Consider the following 16,016-nt stretch of genomic DNA (forward strand, 5'->3'; position numbering starts at 1 on the left):
GATCTCCCGGGGGCTTGCTGCTTGTCAGCCCCGGGTCAGTCGGAGGGCGTGGTCGGCTGTCTGGACGGTCCAGCCGTCGTCGTGGCGCGCGAGGACGGTGCCGGGTGCAGCTGAGCGGGAGACGTCAGCCGGGTCGGTGCGGACGATGAGGTGGGTCGCGCCGTCCAGATCGGCCAGAGCGCTCGGAGCGGTGACGTTGAGGGCGGCGCATTTGCGGCGGATGACGCGGGACGGCTCGGTCAGGTCCAGGAGACGTTCGGCGTCGGTGAAGAAGGGCGCCTCGGAGGCCAGAGCGGGGTCTTGCGGCTCACCAGGATCGCCGGCCACCATACGCGGTACGGCCTCGGCGAGGCACTCGCGCAGTAGCGTGCCCCAGGACTGCATCAGCCCGGTGCCGTTGAGATCGTCCGGCAGCGGCGTGATGCGCTGGGCGAGGATCGCGCCGGTGTCGAACTCCGACGCGGTCCGGTGCACCGTCGCCCCGACCCGCTCGTCACCTTCGTAGATCAGCCGCTGCGGTGTCGGTCCGCGCCCCGCGGGCAGCGGCGACGGGTGGCAGTTGATCGCGCCGTACTTCGGGATCTCGAGGATCTCGTCCGGTATCAGCCGGGGGAAGGCGGCGGAGATGACCACGTCCGGCCGGAGCGCGGCGATCACCGGGGCCGCGACGGTACGGAGCTTGCGGGTGATCAGGACATTCGTCTCGTCCGGCAGTCCGGCGACCATCGGATCGTCGGCGCCGTACCTCCCGGTCTCGGGCAGCGTCACCACCAGGACGAGCTCGTGCCCGTTCTGTTCGGCGAATTCGTGCACCAGCCGGAAGCCGGGCAGGAACGCGTTCAGGCCGACGATCCGCAACGTCATCTTCCGAGGGTGACAAGGTCGGGGGTCAGCGAGGACGGCGTCGGTTGGCCGATCAGGCGCAGGGTGTGGTCGAGTTCTTCGCCGAGCTCGGTGATCAGCCGGGTCACTCCGGCCGAGGAGTCAACAGTCAAGGCCCAGAGCGCGGGCCGGCCGACGAAGACCGCTCGGGCGCCCAGCGCCAGGGCAGCGAGGATGTGTTCGCCGCGACGGATCCCGCCGTCGACGTACAGCTCGACTCCGGTTCCGGCCAGGGCTTCGGCGACCTCGGGTAGGGCGCGGGCGGTCGGGATCGAGGCGTCGAGCTGGCGGCCGCCGTGGTTCGAGACGATGATTCCGGCGGCGCCCGCGTCGGCGCAGCGTTTCGCGTCGTCGCCGCGGAGTACGCCCTTCACCACCACCGGCAGACCGGTGCGCTCGGCGAGCCAGCCGATCACGTCCGGGTTCAGGTCGTCGGCCTTGTCGAGGTCGTCGTCGGTCCAGTCGCCGTCCGGCAGGTTGGCCAGGAACTGTCCGGGTTGCGCCAGGTCCCAGACCGTGTCGCCGTCGTCCTCCTTCCGGCCGACCACCGGTGTGTCGACGGTGAGTACGACGGCTCGCGCACCGGCTTCGACCGCGCCGTCGAGCATCCGGCGGGTGATCTCGCGGTTCCGCAGGATGTAGATCTGCAGCCACCACGGCACCCCGGTAGCACCGAGCTCGGCGAACGTCGTACCCGCGTTGCTGGAGATCCCGAGCAGCGACTTCGCGGCGCCGACGCCGCGTGCCATCGCGAGCTCGCCGTCCGGGTCGGCCATCCGGTGCATAGTCGACGGCGAGACCAGGATCGGTGCGTCGACGGGTACGCCGAGGACCGTCGTCCTGAGGTCGATCGCGGAGACGTCGTTCAGCACGTGCGGGCGGAAGCGGTACGCCGACCACGCCGCGGTCGCCTCGCCGACGCTGACACCGCCCGCGGAGCCTTGCCGGAAGTACCGGTGCACCGCCTCCGGCAACTTCTCGGCGGCGGCAGCTTCCAGGGTGTCGATCCATCGCATGCGGCTCATCGTCGCACCCGTTCGGATCGGGACCAGATGAATTTCGCGGGCGGCGCTGGGGTGCGGGCGGTACAGTTGAGGGCATGACGCGGTACGGGCGGCGATTTCTGCGCCCCGGCCGGCACGACGGTGCCGACGGGGTGAGCTGCTGCTGCGCTCTCTCCTGAGGTGACCGCGGCCGACCGGGGTGGACCCCCGTCGAGACCGTCATCCTGGAGAGAAACTCATGTCTGTCCTCACTGCTGAAGAACTGCACGCTGCCCTGGCCCTCCGCGACCTCACGGACCCTGCTCAGGGACCACACGCCGTCCAGTTGATCGTCGATTCGATCCGTACGTCGCTGGGCGCGGCCTGGCCGTACACCGAGATCTGGACGCGCCGCGATCATCCCGTCGTACCGCTGGCCGACAACTACGACAACCTCGGCTACGCGACCGACGCGGTGACCCGGGAGGCTCGCTACACGCGCTACGTCTCGGACACCGAAGTACTGCGTAGTCACACGTCCGCGATGATCCCGCCGGCGCTGCGTGAACTGGCCAACTCGGACGCATCCGATGTGCTGATGATCTGCGCGGGCATCTGCTACCGCCGCGACTCCGTCGACTGGCAGCACACCGGGACCCCGCACCAGCTCGATCTGTGGCGGGTCAGCCGCAACGTCACGCTGGGCGAGCCGGAACTGGAGGAGATGATCGCCCGCCTGGTCGACACGATCCTCCCCGGCCAGACCTACCGAACTGTGCCGGCGGTGCACCCGTACACGATCCACGGCCGTCAGATCGACGTTCTGCTGGATGATCAGTGGATCGAGATCGGCGAGTGCGGGGTTGCGGCGCCGCACGTCCTGCGCCTGGCCGGCTTGGACGAGAGCTGGACCGGACTGGCGATGGGCCCCGGTCTCGACCGGCTGATGATGCTCCGCAAGGGCATCCGGGACATCCGCCTGCTCAGGTCGACGGAGCCGCGGGTGGCGAGCCAGATGCTGGATCTCTCGCCGTACAAGCCGGTCTCGTCCATGCCGCCGGTACGACGCGACCTGTCCGTCGTGGTCGGCGCGTCAGCGGATGTGTCGGCGGAAGTCCTCGGTGACAAGGTCCGTGCCGCACTCGGCCCGGACGCCGATGCCGCGGAGTCGCTGGAGGTGCTGGGCGAAACGTCGTACGACGACTTGCCGGCGGCTGCCCGCGAACGCCTCCGGCTGACGCCTGGTCAACGCAATCTGCTGGTCAGGCTGGTCCTCCGGCCGGTCGACCGCACTCTGACCGACGCGGAAGCCAATTCCCTGCGCGACAAGGTGTACCGGGCCCTGCACGAAGGTCCGGTGATGGAGCTCATCGCCTCTTGAGTTCGCGGGCCGCGACCACGAACGCGCACACGGCCAGGGGCAGCTCCAGCAGCAGGGCCTCGGTCAGCGAGAGGGTGCGGTCGAAGCCGGCCGACGCGGTACTCACGTCGAACCAGGCGTCGGCCGTCAGCAGCGTCCCGGCGGCCATCGCGGTCAGAGCGGCGTACCTGTTGCGTTTGTGCAGCAGGTACGCCGTGAGGCCCGCGGCGATCGCGGTGCCGCAGTCGAGCCCGATCCAGGTGAGCTTCCAGTGGCCGGCCTGGTAGGTGCTCGGCAGCGTGGCCGCGAGGATCAGGCACCACGGAAGCAACACCGCCGCAACGCCCGCGGCGACCAGCGCGGCCAGACCTTGAGGGGAGCGGCGTGGGCGGATCCGGCCGTCCAGCCGCCCCTCGGCGATGTAGTCCTCGAGGGCATCGGCCACCCGGTCGTCGATCGCGTCGCCGAGCTTGCCGTCCAGGGTGTCAGCGACCCTGTTGCCGAGTGTCGTCGTCATGGCTTCGAGCATCCCGGCGGCGGTCGTCCGGCACAGTCCGGTCAGCCCACGAACCGGGGTGGGGATAACCCCCGGCCGGCTCCGTGGGATGTCCTCATACCGGCTGCCCGTCCCGACGACGTAAGTTGTGACGGCAAGCAGGCGCTGACACGGGGAGGTGGTCCGGATGACGGTTGCGGCGAACCCGGTTCCCCGGGCTCCATGGCGGCTGTGGCGTTCACCGTACTTGTGGTTGGCAACGATCCACCTGCTCGGCGACGCGGTGGTCGTGCTGACGTCCGGCCTGCTGGTCCTGCTGACGGTCGCGGTCGCGATCCTCGCCTGGCCGCTGGCGTACGTCGGGATCCCGCTGACCGTCGGTGCAAACCGATTCGTTTACTACGTGGCCGGCTGGGAGCTGGCCCGGGCGCGGATCACCCGTGGGCAGCAGATCCAGCCGTTGGTGCCACCGCTGCCGACCGGCTCGCGGATCGCCGACGCCCGGCAGGCGGTGACGGACCAAGGACTGTGGCGGCAGTTCCTGTACTACGTCCTGCTGTTGCCGCTGGCAATGACCTGGATCGTGCTGATCGTGGTTGCCTGGTCCGTCCCGCCGGTGCTGATCGCCCTACCGGCGTACTACTCGAACTACGCCGCCGCACAGGCGCAGCTCGGGCCGTTCGTGATCGACACCGTCACGAGGGCGTCGGTGGTGGCGGCGATCGCGGCGCTGTTCTTGCTTCTGGCGTCGCCCTTCCTGATTCGCGCGGCGTCGGCGCTGGACGCGGAGCTCGCCCGGTCGCTGCTCGGCCGGTCCGAGACCGGTGCACTGGCCGAGCGCGTCTCCCAGCTGGTGACGAGCCGGCAACAGGTCGTCGACTCCGTTGAGGCCGAGCGCCGGCGGATGGAGCGCGACCTGCACGATGGCGCGCAACAGCGGCTCGTCTCGCTCGCGATGACCCTCGGGCGGGCGAAGAACCGGTTGGGCGACAAGGAGCCCGCCGTACGCACGCTGATCGAGGAGGCGCACTCGGAGGCGATGCAGGCGATCGCGGAGATCCGCGACCTCACTCGCGGACTGCATCCTCCGGTGCTGACCGATCGTGGTCTGGACGCGGCGCTGTCCGCGGTCGCGGCCCGTTCACCGGTGCCCGTCCGGCTGAGTGTCGACGTACAGCCCCGGCCGTCGCTGACGATCGAGTCGATCGCGTACTTCGTCGTGACGGAGGCGCTTGCCAACGTGGCCAAACACGCAGAGGCGGCTCAAGCGGAGGTGCGGGTGACACGGGTCGGCGACGTACTGCGGGTCGAGGTACGTGACGACGGACAAGGTGGTGCCGATCCGTCCGGCGGCAGCGGGTTGCGTGGGCTGACGGACCGGGTGGCCGGCGTGGACGGACGACTCACGGTGGACAGCCCGCCCGGTGGCGGGACCACGCTGATCGCGGAGGTGCCTTGTGGCTGAGCTGCGGGTGGTGATCGCCGAGGACTCGGTGCTGCTGCGTGAAGGCATTGTGCGACTGCTGGAGGAGCAGGACTGCACGGTGGTCGCGGCGGTCGGGGACGGCGACGCACTGCTGAAGGCTGTCGAGGCGCATCGGCCCGACGTCTGCGTGGTCGACGTACGGATGCCGCCGACGTTCACCGACGAAGGGCTGCGAGCGGCGTTGGTGATCCGCGAACAGTACGCGGATGTCGGCGTACTCGTGCTCTCGCAGTACGTCGAGGAGCGGTATGCGAGTGAGCTGATCGGTGGGAACCCAGGTGGTGTCGGGTACCTGCTGAAGGACCGGGTCGCCGATGTGGATCAGTTCATCGACGGACTGCGCCGGGTCGCGGGTGGTGGCGCGGCGCTGGACCCCGAGGTGATCTCGCAGCTGCTGGTGCGTTCGCGGCGCGTGGATCCGCTCGCGGTGCTGAGCCCGCGGGAACAGGACGTTCTCCGCGCGATGGCCGAGGGCAAGTCGAACGGCGGGATCGCGCAGGCGCTGGTGGTCGGTGAGGGCGCTGTGGAGAAGCACATCAGCAACATCTTCCTGAAGCTCAACCTCACGCCGACCGACGGGGAACATCGCCGGGTGCTCGCCGTCCTCAAGTTCCTGGGCACGTGATGACGAGCGCTCAGCGAAGGATGCTGATCATCGGACTGGTGCCGTTGCTGGTGTTCGTCATCACCGGCGCCGCGGTGACGGTGTCGGTGATTCGCGGCAAGCTGCCGTACAGCTACTCGGCCGGCTTCGCTCCGGGGGTCGACGGGACGCGGATCACAGCCGACGTGCCGACCCAGGTGCTGGCCAGCGTCGACGGGCACGTGCATGTGAACGTCGACGGGACGTATGCCGCGGCGAAGCCGGACGTGAAGGTGTCGACGGAGGGCGGCCAGTTGCTCGTCGAGACCAGGTGTCCGGATACGCATTGCTCGGTGGATCTGACGGTCGAGGTCCCGACGGCCGCGGCGGTCCAGGCGAAGGTCGAGGCCGCCTCGGTCAACGTGATCGGCGTCTCGTCGCCGCTGAGCCTGGCTGTCAAAGACGGGTCGGTCGACCTGGTCCGGGTGCGGAGTCCGCGCGTATCGGTCGACGTCCAGCGCGGTTCGGCCACGTTGAGCTTCGACAGCCCGCCCGACCAGGTGTCGGCGACCACGAGCGACGGATCGCTGACGGTCCGGGTGCCGCCCGGCGCGACGTACGCGATCGACGCGATCGCCGCGCAGGGTTCCACCGACCTCCATGTGCCGAGCGATCCCGCTGCCACCCGGCACCTCTACCTGCGATCCAGCTACGGCAGCATCACCATCCAATAGCTACAGGGCGGCGCAGAAGGTCTTTGCCTTGGTGGTGATGGACGACCAGTTGGCCGCGGCGACGTCGGCGGGGGAGACGACGTCGGTGCCCGCGCTGACCGCCAGGGCGCCGGCGGCCAGGAAATCGTGCGCGTTGGTGGCGTTGACGCCGCCGGACGGGATCAGCGGTACGCCGGGGAACGGGCCGTTGAGGTCCTTGAAGTACTTCGGGCCGAGGTGATGCGCCGGGAAGATCTTCACCGCGGTCGAGCCGAGAGCCAGCGCCGTCATCACCTCGGAGGGGGTGAAGGCGCCCAGTACGACGGGGATCCCCGCGGCGCGCGCTGCTTCGGCGATGGCGGCGGCCTCGGGGCCTTGTCCGGGGGTGACGAGGAACTGGGCGCCGGCGTTGATCGCCTGCGTTGCCTGATCGGCGGTCTGTACGGTGCCGGCGCCGACCACTGCCCCGGTCTCGGCGGCGGTGGACGCGGCGCGTTCCAGGTGCCGGGGGAGATCGGGGGTGGTGTAGGTGAGCTCGACGACATGGATGCCGCCGGCAACCAGTGCGGCGCAGAGGTCGCGGGCGTCGGAGATCTCCGGGGCGCGGACGACGGTCAGCACCCGGTCGGCTCGAAGCAGCTCCAAGGTGTTCACAACGAGTTCCTCTCAGCTGGTGGTACGGCGAATGGCGTGGCCGGGGCGGGCGGTCGTTCGATGCGAGTCGTCGATGACGGCGACGCCGTTGACGAAGACGTACGGGATGCCTTCGGCCTGCTGGCGGGGCTCGGGGAAGGTGGCCGCGTCCCGGACCTTGGCGGGGTCGAAGAGCACCAGGTCGGCGGCGTATCCCTCGCGGACGAAGCCCCGGTCGGGTAGGCGGAGGCGGCGCGCCGCGCGGCCGGTGAGATGGTGGATGCAGTCGGTGAGCTCGAGGATGCCGAGCTCACGGACGTAATGGGCGAGGTAGCGGGGGAAGGTGCCCCAGGAACGCGGGTGCGGCTTGCCGCCGACCAGGATCCCGTCCGAGCCGCCGGTGTGCGACGGGTGCTGCATGATCGCGCGGACGTTCTCCTCGTGGCCGACGTGCTGCAGGATCGACGTGGCGAGGTCGTCGCCGACCAGGAGGTCGAAGAAGATCTCGGCGGCAGGGGTGCCGGAGCGCGCCGAAAGCTCGGCGACGGTGTGACCGACGGCGTCGGCCAGCAGGGGGTTGCGGACGCCGCCGATCTCAATCGTGTCCCACTCGACGACGCAGCCGTGGCAACCGTCCGAGCCGACCTGCTCGAGCTCGTAGGTGATCTTCGCGCGGGCGTCCGGATCGCCGAGCCGGGACAGCAAGGCGTCCGGCCCACCCTCGGCGGTCCAGCTCGGCAGGATCGCGGCCAGAGTGGTTGCCCCAGGCAAGTACGGGTAGGTGTCGGTGGTGACGTCGATCCCGCCGGTGAGCGCCTCGTCGATCATCGCGACCAGCTCGACCCCGCGGCCGGCGTTCGGCGCGAAGTTCATCACCGCGTGCGTGAGGTGCAGCGCACAGCCGGAACGGCGTGCCACCTCGATCATCTCGGCGTACGCCTCGAGCGCGCCCTTGCCGTACGAGCGTTGGTGCGGGGCGTAGTACCCGCCGTACTGCGCGACGACCTCGCACAACTCGACGAGCTCGTCGGTGCCGGCGAACATACCGGGTGTGTACGTCAGCCCGCTGCTCATCCCGACCGCGCCGTCCCGCAGGCCGTCCGCGAGCAGTTGCTTCATCGTCGCGAGTTCCGAAGCGGTCGCCGGACGGTTGGACGTGCCAACGACCATCATCCGCAGCGTGCCCTGCGGGACCAGGTACGCCGCGTTGCAGGCTATGCCCTGGTCGAGGCGGTCGAGATACCCGGCGACGGTCGACCAGTTGAAGTCGAAGTCGTCCGGTTCACCGTTCCAGCCGGCGATCTGACGACGTACGACGGCCCGCGTCGGATCGTCGATCGGTGCGAACGACAGCCCGTCCTGGCCGAGCACCTCGAGTGTGACACCCTGGCTGACCTTCGCGGTGTGGTCGGGGTTGACCAGGATCTGCAGGTCCGAGTGCGAGTGCATGTCGATGAACCCGGGCGACAGCACCAGCCCGTCGGCGTCGATCGTCCGGTCCGCCGCGGGCAGGTCGTGGCCGATGGCCACGATCCGTCCGGCGTCGACCGCGACGTCGGCGCGGTATCCGGGGGAGCCGGTGCCGTCGATGACCAGCGCCCGGGTGATGAGGAGACCGGTCACGGGGCCTCCCGTCCTGGACTGAGGAGCGGAGGGAGCGAAGCGACCGGAGCGACGAGGGAAGGACGGGAGTTCCAGCCCCGTGACCCGTCGCGCCGGAGGCGTGGCATCAATAGAGTCATCTCAGAAGAACGTCCGGACCAGGTCGACGATGACCGGATCGGCCGCGTCGGGGTCGTCGATGACCGGGATCAGGCCCCACTTGTCGAACGCCGTACAGGGGTGGGAGAGGCCGACGCGGAGTTCGTCGCCGATCACCACCGACTGCTCGTCGCCGAAGCGCAGGTAGCCGTGCTGGTCGTTCAGGTTGGTGACGGTCATCCCGGTGGCAGGCAGGATCGGCGAACCCTCGGCCCGCGGCCGGATCAGCTGCGGTTCGGGCCAGTCCTGGTCGAAGGGGAAGTCGCGACGCCCGCCGTCGAAGATCGCCAGGCCGGGCTCTGGCTGGGACGTGATCCGCATCCAGCCGTGCATCGCCGAGACGAGTTGCTCGCCGTCGGTCCGCGGGTGCTCGCCGAGCGGAGACACCCGGCGGTACAGCCCGTCGTCGTGGGTGATGTAAGCGCCCGATCGCAGTACCACCCGCGCGCCGTCGCCGGCCTCCGATGCGAGGACCTTCGCGACCTGCTCGAAGTACTGGCTCCCGCCCGCACTGACGATGGGTACGACGTCCGCGTCGTACACGCTCTTGAGCCGGTGGTGGACCTCGGCCAGGTCGCGCAGGTACGCGCGGACCTCCTCGAGGTTGGCCTCGTCGACACCGTGCCCGATCGCGCCTTCGTACCCGGCCACGCCGACGAGCCGCAGCGTCGACGCGTCCGCGATCGCATGGCCGACGGCCAGAGCGGTCTCGGCATCGCGGGCGCCGGTCCGGCCGCCGATGCCGCCGACCTCGACCATGACATCGAGCGGGCGCGCGTCGGGTCCGACGTACGCCGACCGTGCTGCCTCCATGATCTCGACGGTGCGGACCGAGTCGGCCCACACCATCACCTCGAACGACGGGTCCGCGGCGAGCTCGTCCGCGATCCAGCGGAGTTGCAGCGGGGAGATCACGGCGTTCGCGATCAGCACCCGCTGTACGCCGTACGCGCGGGCGACGCCGAGCTGGAAGCCGTTCGCGAGCGTGATCCCCCAGGCGCCGGCATCCAGCTGCATAGCCCAGAGGGCGGGCGCCATCGTCGTCTTGCCGTGCGGCGCGAGCTCGACGCCGTGGCGTTTGCACCAGGTGTCGAGCGTGTCCACGTTGTGCCGCAGGCCCGGTGCGGACAGCGTCATCAGTGGGGTGGGCAGCTGGGAGAGCCGTGGCCGGTCGGCGACGACCTCGGCGACGGTCCGGCCCCAGAAGCCGGGCGGCAGGGCCTTGTCCCGCCAGCTCACCTGCTGGTCAGCGAGAGCGGCGACGGCGGCGGCATCGTAAGCAGGCATCTGATCCCCTGGGGTCGAAGTTGCAGAATACGCAACGCTCATTGCGTATTCTGACTCGTCGGTTGTAGCATCGCGGCCAAAGTTGCGTCAACGCACACCCCCATCCCATCACCCCGCCGCCAAGGAGTGCCGATGCCCGAACCGCTCCCTGAGACGGCCCCCGAGACAGCCCGCGAGACAGCCCCCGAGACAGCCGCAGTCTGCATCGGCGAAGCGATGATCATGCTGGCCGGCGGGCCGGGGCCGCTCGCGGATGTCGAGGTGTTCCGGCGGTCGGTCGGCGGCGCGGAGTGCAACGTGGCCGGCGGCCTTGCTGCGCTGGGTGTTCCGACGGCGTGGATCTCGAGGCTGGGGGATGACGGGTTCGGTCAGCACGTACTGCGGGATCTGCAGCAGCGGGGCGTTGAGGTCGGGGGCGTGGAGGTGGACGAGGTCCGGCCGACGGCTCTGTATGTGAAGGAGTCGGAAGACGGTCGCTCGCGGATGCACTACTACCGGACCGGGTCTGCGGCTGCCGCTATGGACCCCGCGTTCCTGGACCGGCCCGCTGTGCGCGAACGGCTCGAGCAGGCGCGGCTGGTGCACACCACCGGCATCACTGCGGCGATCTCTGCGAGCAGCGCGCAGATGTTGGAGCGGTTGGCCACGGAGCCGCGGTCGTTCCTGCTGAGCGTCGACCTGAACTGGCGGCCGATGCTGTGGCGGGACAAGGATCCGGCTCCGCTGTGGCGGTTGCTGAAGGCGGCCGACATCGTGCTGATCGGCGCGGATGAGGCGGAGGTCTTTGCGGGGACCCGTGATCCGGACGAGTTGTACGAGCGTCTGGGGGCGAAGACCTTGGTGGTGAAGGACGACGCGCACATTGCGATGGTGCTCGAGCCGGATGGACGCACCGAGGTCCCAGCGCTGACCGTCGACGTCGTCGAGACGGTCGGAGCGGGGGATGCGTTTGCGGCGGGGTTCCTCACCGGCACGTTGCAGAAGCTTCCGATGGTTCAGCGGTTGCGGTTGGGGCATTTGACCGCCGCCGCTGTGCTGACGGCGCCAGAGGATCACGCGCCACCCCCGGCGCCGGAGGTGCGGGAGCGGTTGCTGAACTGCACCGACGAGGCGTGGGCGGCTACGAAGATCGGCCCGGCATGAGTCAGAGCCTCGGTCGGGCGCTGCAGATCCTCACCAGTCTCGGTGAGGGCGAGCGCTCGCTCGACCAGCTCGCCGCGGAGTTGGGCGTTCACAAGACCACAGTGCTGCGGCTGCTGCGCACCATGGAAGCAGACCGGTTCGTACGCCGGGACGCCGCGCACCGCTACCGGCTCGGGTCCCGCCTGTTCGCTCTCGCGGACGTAGCGCGCGAGCAACACGTCGTACGTGAAGTTGCTGCACCGCATCTGCGTGAGCTGAACCAGAAGACCGGCCAGACCGTCCACCTCGCGGCGTGGGAGAACGGTGAGGTCATCTACGTCGACAAGCTCGACAGCGTGCGATCGGTGCGGATGTACTCCCAGATCGGCGTACCGGCCGCGCTGCACTGCACTGCTGTCGGCAAGGTCCTGCTCGCTGCGCAGCCCAAGCGGCCGCGGGAGGCGCTGATCGAGTCACTGGACTATCACGTGTACACGCCGAACACGATCACCGACCCGGACCGGCTGCGGGACGAGCTGGACACCGTCAGGGAGCGTGGCTGGGCCCAGGACAAGGCGGAGCACGAGGCGTTCATCAACTGCATCGGTGCGCCGCTGAAGGACAGCAGCGGTCGCGTTGTGGGGGCCGTGTCGCTGTCGGTTCCCGACGTACTGCTGAACTATGAGCAGGTGCTCGAACTGCTACCCGAGCTGCTCGCCACCGCCAACGCGATCAGTGCCGACTACAACTGAGAGGTGTCAGACCTGATGTCCGACAAGACCGTCGTCTCCACCACCGACGCGCCGCCGCCGATGCCCGTGTTCTCCCAGGGCGTCCGCAAGGGCAACATCCTGCAGGTGTCCGGCCAGGGCTCGGTCGACCCGGCCAGCGGCGACTTCGTGTTCCACGGTGACGTGAAGGCCCAGACCACCCGTGTCCTGCAGAACATCGAAGCGATCCTGAAGGCCGGCGGGGCGAGTATCGACGACGTGGTCATGCTCCGCGTCTACCTCACCGAGCGCGACAACTTCGCCGCGATGAACGAGGCGTACGCCGACTTCGTGTCGACCCGCACCCCGAGCGGCGTCCTCCCGTCCCGCACCACCGTCTTCACCGGCCTCCCGCTGCCGGACATGCTCGTCGAGATCGACGCCCTCGCCGTTCTGAGCTAGTTCTGTGCTGGTGCTCGGACCAGCGGCTCGTCGTTGACGGCCTGCTGGTCCGGCCCGCGGTCCCACCACAGCTCCTGCCGGGTGGTGAGGTACGGATACCAGCCGTTGACCCCCGTGCCGTGGTGCAACGAGTGCACCACCTCTGACAGGTAGGCCGCGAGGTCCGGCCAGCCGTCCGTGAAGTCGCCGGTGCCGTCGTGAGCCGCCATGCCGAGGCGACCGGTGCGGACGTCGATGACCTGGAGGTCGCCATCGCTGTCGGCCCAGGGGATCCAGGCGGGATGCCAGTACGGCTCCGTAGCAGGCGGACGGACGACGAACCCGCCGAAATCCGCCGCCAGCTCCATCCGCAACTGCCGGCTCTGGGCAATCTGAGCAGCACTCGACGGCTGCGCCTCGGGCAGCAGGTTCGCCCACGCCGTGAGGCCGTTACGGCAGCGCAGCGACTCGATCAGCTCAGGTGGCAGCTCGACAGCGACCCGTAGGTCCGATTCAGTGGCCGGCGGTGCGAGTACGGCGTACGTCGTGGGCGCGTGCTGGTAGAGCCAGCTGTCGAGGGCGCTCCAGCACGCAGTGATGTTCACCGGCTGGACCCTATCTCGACAGGCATCCCGTATGGCGGGATATGGTTTCACAATGCAGGAAACGCGAGGGTCGGTGCAGTCCATAGACAGGGCTGTGGCGCTCCTGCGGTGTTTCGACGCGCGTACTCCGGATCTCGGGATCAGTGATCTGGCCCGGGCGACCGGTCTGTCCACGAGCACCGTGCATCGGCTGTTGCTGGCGATGCAAGAGAACGGGCTCGTCCGGCAGACGGCTCACCGGCGGTACGCGATCGGTCCGCTGGTCGTGCAGCTCGCGCACAGCGGTGGGATTCCGGCAGGCCTGCGGGACGCTGCGATGCCAGTGCTCCGTGCACTCCGCGATGACACAGGGGAGACCGCGGCCGTGCACGAGCTGCTGCCGTCCGGGCAGCGCGTCGTACTGGACCAGGTCGAGAGTCACCACCAGCTGCGCCGTACCTACACGGAATTCGGCCTGCCGGTCGCGTTACCGCTCGGTGCGCCGGGGAAGTCGTTGCTCGCGTTCCTGCCGTTCGAGCGGCAGCAGGAGGTCCTGAAGGGCCCGCTCGAGCAGGTCCAGCCGGCCACCATCACCGATCCCGGCGTACTGGCCGAGCAGTTCGCGGACATCCGCCGGCGCGGGTACGCGATGTCGAGGACCGAGCGGACCGCGGGGATCTGCAGCGTGGCGGCGCCGGTGTTCGGCTACTCCGGACAGGTCGCGGGCTGTCTGAGTGTGTCCGGCCCCGAGATGCGGATGCCGGTGGAGCGGATGGAGGAGTTCGGGATGAGGGTCGTCGCGGGTGCCTGGTCGGTGTCGGAGTTGCTGGGCGCCACCCCGGCCGCACGGGACCGCAGTACGGCGCTGGCCGGCGGCCGGTGATGTCCCAGGCCAGGAGCCTCCTCAAGATCGCCCCCGCGGTCTATCTGCCCGCGCTGCTGTACGGAATCGGTCAGGGCGCGATCGCGCCGGTCGTCGCACTGTCCGCGACACATCTCGGAGCCTCAGTAGCAGTCGCCGGTCTGGTTGTCGCTGCGGCCGGACTGGGCCAGGTGATCGGTGACATCCCGGCCGGTGCGCTGACGAACCGCATCGGTGAGCGCAGCGCGATGCTGGCTGCCACTGTGCTGGTCTCGCTCGCACTGGCTGCTTGTCTCGTCGTGCCGAACGTGTGGGGCCTCGCTATCGCCATCGGCTGCACCGGACTGGCCGGCGCGGTCTGGGGCCTTGCCCGCCAGGCTTATCTGAGCGAGGCCGTCCCGATCGAACTGCGTGCTCGTGCGCTGTCGACCCTCGGCGGCGTCCAGCGCATCGGCTCCTTCATCGGTCCGTTCCTCGGCGCCGGTGCGATGAAGTTCCTGGGCACGGACGGCGCGTACTGGGTGCATCTGGTCGCCGCGCTGCTGGCGTGCGGAGTCCTGCTGAGCCTGCCGGACATCGAAGGCCGCCCCAGGGGGAGCCGCCCGGTTGCCGCACAGTCGACCTGGGTCGTCATCCGCGACCACTTCCCAGTACTGCGAACTCTCGGCGTCGGAGCACTACTCGTAGGAGCTGTCCGCGCGTCCCGGCAGGTGGTGATCCCGCTGTGGGCGCTGCACATCGGGCTGGATCCGCAGACGACCAGCATCATCTTCGGACTGTCCGGTGCGGTGGACATGCTGCTGTTCTATCCAGCCGGATCCGTGATGGACCGGTTGGGCCGCAAGTGGGTCGCCGTACCGTCGATGTTCGTGCTGGGGCTGGCGCACCTCTTACTACCGCTCACCCACACCGCCGTCACGCTGACTCTGGTGGCGCTGCTGATGGGGATCGGGAACGGGCTCGGCGCGGGCGTCATCATGACGCTGGGTGCCGACGCGTCGCCTCCGGTCGGACGGGCGCAGTTCCTGGGCGCCTTCCGGTTGTTCGCGGACACGGGAAACGGCGCGGGGCCACTACTGCTGGCCGGCGCGACTGCGCTCCTCGGGCTGGGTCCGGCGATCGTCATCATGGCGGGAACAGGCTGGGCGGCGGCCACGGCGATGCACCGCTGGATCCCGCCTCATCCACGGACGGAACAGGCCGCCTGAACAACCGATTTGGTCAAACGCTCTGCACCAGGCACACTGGTTACTGCCGAAGACCGCTGGTTGCTGCCCTAGGTAGCTGAAAGTCCCACTCAGGTGGGCGGCCCGCGCAGGTGACTTGGAAAGTGAAGCACGTATGTTCACGCCCTTGCGCCTGCGCAGGGGCGTTTCTCTTTCGTCAGGGGTCCAAGGCGTGGAAGCCGATAGAAGGAGACCCCCATGGCGAGGCCGGACAAGGCAGCCGCTGTCGCGGAGCTGACGGACGAGTTCCGTAGCTCCAATGGCGCCGTGCTGACCGAGTACCGCGGTCTCACCGTTGCGCAGCTCAAGCAACTCCGGACTGCGCTCGGTGACGACGTGAACTACGCCGTGGTGAAGAACACGCTGACCAAGATCGCGGCCAAGGACGCAGGTGTCGACTCGTTCGACTCGCTGCTCGAAGGCCCCTCCGCGATCGCCTTTATCAAGGGCGACCCGGTGGTTGCGGCCAAGGGACTGCGTGACTTCGCCAAGGCGAACCCCCTGCTCGTCATCAAGGGTGGAGTGCTGGAAGGCAAGGCACTCGGCTCTGACGAGATCAGCAAGCTCGCTGACCTGGAGTCGCGTGAGGTCCTCCTCGCGAAGCTCGCAGGTGCGATGAAGGCGGCCCCGCAGCAAGCGGTGTCGCTGTTCGCTGCTCCGCTGTCGCAGGCCGCGCGCCTGTTCGCGGCGCTGCAGGACAAGCTGCCGGCCGACGACGCTCCTGCGCAGGATGCAGTGGCGGACGAGGCACCGGCCGTGCAGGACACGGTCGAGGCACCTGCCGAGGCGAGCACCGAGGAGACCGCTTCAGCCGAGAGCTGAGGCAGATCTCATCCGCAACACCCCATCAGTGATCACCAAGCAACATTTGTCAGGAAGGACCGCCA

17 protein-coding genes are annotated in these 16,016 nt (G+C 69.1%); 10 read left to right on the plus strand and 7 right to left on the minus strand.

Translation table 11 applies throughout. The annotated features are described in order from the left end of the window. Nucleotides 1-24 precede the first annotated feature (24 nt). Nucleotides 25-864: a methionyl-tRNA formyltransferase gene (locus tag EV653_RS28280; RefSeq protein ID WP_134107108.1), complete on the minus strand. Its 840-nt coding sequence runs from the start codon at nt 862-864 to the stop codon at nt 25-27. Next, complete coding sequence (locus EV653_RS28285) at nt 861-1,898, minus strand: alpha-hydroxy acid oxidase (protein ID WP_134107110.1); 1,038 nt, start codon at nt 1,896-1,898, stop codon at nt 861-863. The genes EV653_RS28280 and EV653_RS28285 overlap by 4 nt, the downstream gene beginning before the upstream one ends. Nucleotides 1,899-2,124: 226 nt before the next feature. Here EV653_RS28285 and srmL point away from each other — a divergent pair, with 226 nt between their 5' ends. Further along, nucleotides 2,125-3,246 (plus strand): PheS-related mystery ligase SrmL, encoded by a 1,122-nt coding sequence (gene srmL / locus EV653_RS28290; RefSeq protein WP_134107112.1) that lies wholly within the window; start codon nt 2,125-2,127, stop codon nt 3,244-3,246. On the opposite strand, the gene EV653_RS28295 is transcribed toward srmL, so the two are convergent. After that, on the minus strand, nt 3,233-3,742 hold the full coding sequence (locus tag EV653_RS28295; protein ID WP_134107114.1) for a hypothetical protein: 510 nt from the start codon (nt 3,740-3,742) through the stop codon (nt 3,233-3,235). The two genes, srmL and EV653_RS28295, sit on opposite strands and share 14 nt — an antisense overlap. Before the next feature lie 166 nt (nt 3,743-3,908). Between EV653_RS28295 and EV653_RS28300 the strand changes: the two genes are divergently transcribed. From EV653_RS28300 to EV653_RS28310, 3 genes are read left to right on the plus strand one after another with little or no spacing between them, the layout of a single operon-like run. Further along, on the plus strand, nt 3,909-5,186 hold the full coding sequence (locus EV653_RS28300; RefSeq protein ID WP_134107116.1) for a sensor histidine kinase: 1,278 nt from the start codon (nt 3,909-3,911) through the stop codon (nt 5,184-5,186). A 1-nt stretch (nt 5,187) separates the two neighbouring features. Further along, on the plus strand, nt 5,188-5,832 hold the full coding sequence (locus EV653_RS28305; protein ID WP_134109271.1) for a response regulator transcription factor: 645 nt from the start codon (nt 5,188-5,190) through the stop codon (nt 5,830-5,832). A gap of 20 nt (nt 5,833-5,852) precedes the next feature. After that, complete coding sequence (locus EV653_RS28310; protein ID WP_134107118.1) at nt 5,853-6,524, plus strand: DUF4097 family beta strand repeat-containing protein; 672 nt, start codon at nt 5,853-5,855, stop codon at nt 6,522-6,524. On the opposite strand, the gene EV653_RS28315 is transcribed toward EV653_RS28310, so the two are convergent. From EV653_RS28315 to EV653_RS28325, 3 genes are all read right to left on the minus strand, one after another. Then, the gene (locus EV653_RS28315; RefSeq protein ID WP_134107120.1) at nt 6,525-7,157 is read right to left on the minus strand and encodes a bifunctional 4-hydroxy-2-oxoglutarate aldolase/2-dehydro-3-deoxy-phosphogluconate aldolase; all 633 of its coding nucleotides are present in this window, start codon (nt 7,155-7,157) and stop codon (nt 6,525-6,527) included. A gap of 12 nt (nt 7,158-7,169) precedes the next feature. Beyond that, a complete protein-coding gene (locus EV653_RS28320) occupies nt 7,170-8,759 on the minus strand; it encodes an N-acyl-D-amino-acid deacylase family protein (protein ID WP_134107122.1) in 1,590 nt (529 codons plus the stop codon). Nucleotides 8,760-8,879: 120 nt separating this feature from the next. Beyond that, on the minus strand, nt 8,880-10,184 hold the full coding sequence (locus EV653_RS28325) for an amino acid deaminase (protein WP_134107124.1): 1,305 nt from the start codon (nt 10,182-10,184) through the stop codon (nt 8,880-8,882). A 132-nt stretch (nt 10,185-10,316) separates the two neighbouring features. On the opposite strand from EV653_RS28325, the gene EV653_RS28330 reads away from it, so the two are divergent. From EV653_RS28330 to EV653_RS28340, 3 genes are read left to right on the plus strand one after another with little or no spacing between them, the layout of a single operon-like run. Further along, nucleotides 10,317-11,327, plus strand: a complete 1,011-nt coding sequence (locus EV653_RS28330; protein ID WP_134107126.1) for a sugar kinase — start codon at nt 10,317-10,319, stop codon at nt 11,325-11,327. Next, the gene (locus tag EV653_RS28335; protein WP_134107128.1) at nt 11,324-12,058 is read left to right on the plus strand and encodes an IclR family transcriptional regulator; all 735 of its coding nucleotides are present in this window, start codon (nt 11,324-11,326) and stop codon (nt 12,056-12,058) included. Before EV653_RS28330 ends, EV653_RS28335 begins: the two co-directional genes overlap by 4 nt. A gap of 15 nt (nt 12,059-12,073) precedes the next feature. Continuing rightward, nucleotides 12,074-12,478, plus strand: a complete 405-nt coding sequence (locus EV653_RS28340; protein ID WP_134107130.1) for a RidA family protein — start codon at nt 12,074-12,076, stop codon at nt 12,476-12,478. On the opposite strand, the gene EV653_RS28345 is transcribed toward EV653_RS28340, so the two are convergent. Further along, entirely contained in the window at nt 12,475-13,062 is a 588-nt protein-coding gene (locus tag EV653_RS28345) for a hypothetical protein (RefSeq protein ID WP_202871879.1), read from the minus strand. The genes EV653_RS28340 and EV653_RS28345 overlap by 4 nt on opposite strands. A 52-nt stretch (nt 13,063-13,114) precedes the next feature. Between EV653_RS28345 and EV653_RS28350 the strand changes: the two genes are divergently transcribed. The 3 genes from EV653_RS28350 (at nt 13,115) to rplJ (ending at nt 15,951) form a co-directional block, all read left to right on the plus strand. Further along, entirely contained in the window at nt 13,115-13,924 is an 810-nt protein-coding gene (locus EV653_RS28350; RefSeq protein ID WP_202871880.1) for an IclR family transcriptional regulator, read from the plus strand. Continuing rightward, nucleotides 13,924-15,111: an MFS transporter gene (locus tag EV653_RS28355; protein ID WP_134107134.1), complete on the plus strand. Its 1,188-nt coding sequence runs from the start codon at nt 13,924-13,926 to the stop codon at nt 15,109-15,111. Before EV653_RS28350 ends, EV653_RS28355 begins: the two co-directional genes overlap by 1 nt. A 216-nt stretch (nt 15,112-15,327) precedes the next feature. Next, nucleotides 15,328-15,951: a 50S ribosomal protein L10 gene (gene rplJ, locus EV653_RS28360; RefSeq protein WP_134107136.1), complete on the plus strand. Its 624-nt coding sequence runs from the start codon at nt 15,328-15,330 to the stop codon at nt 15,949-15,951. Nucleotides 15,952-16,016 lie beyond the last annotated feature (65 nt).

It is taken from the genome of Kribbella pratensis (genome assembly GCF_004365355.1).
In the GTDB taxonomy this organism is placed as follows: Bacteria; Actinomycetota; Actinomycetes; order Propionibacteriales; family Kribbellaceae; genus Kribbella.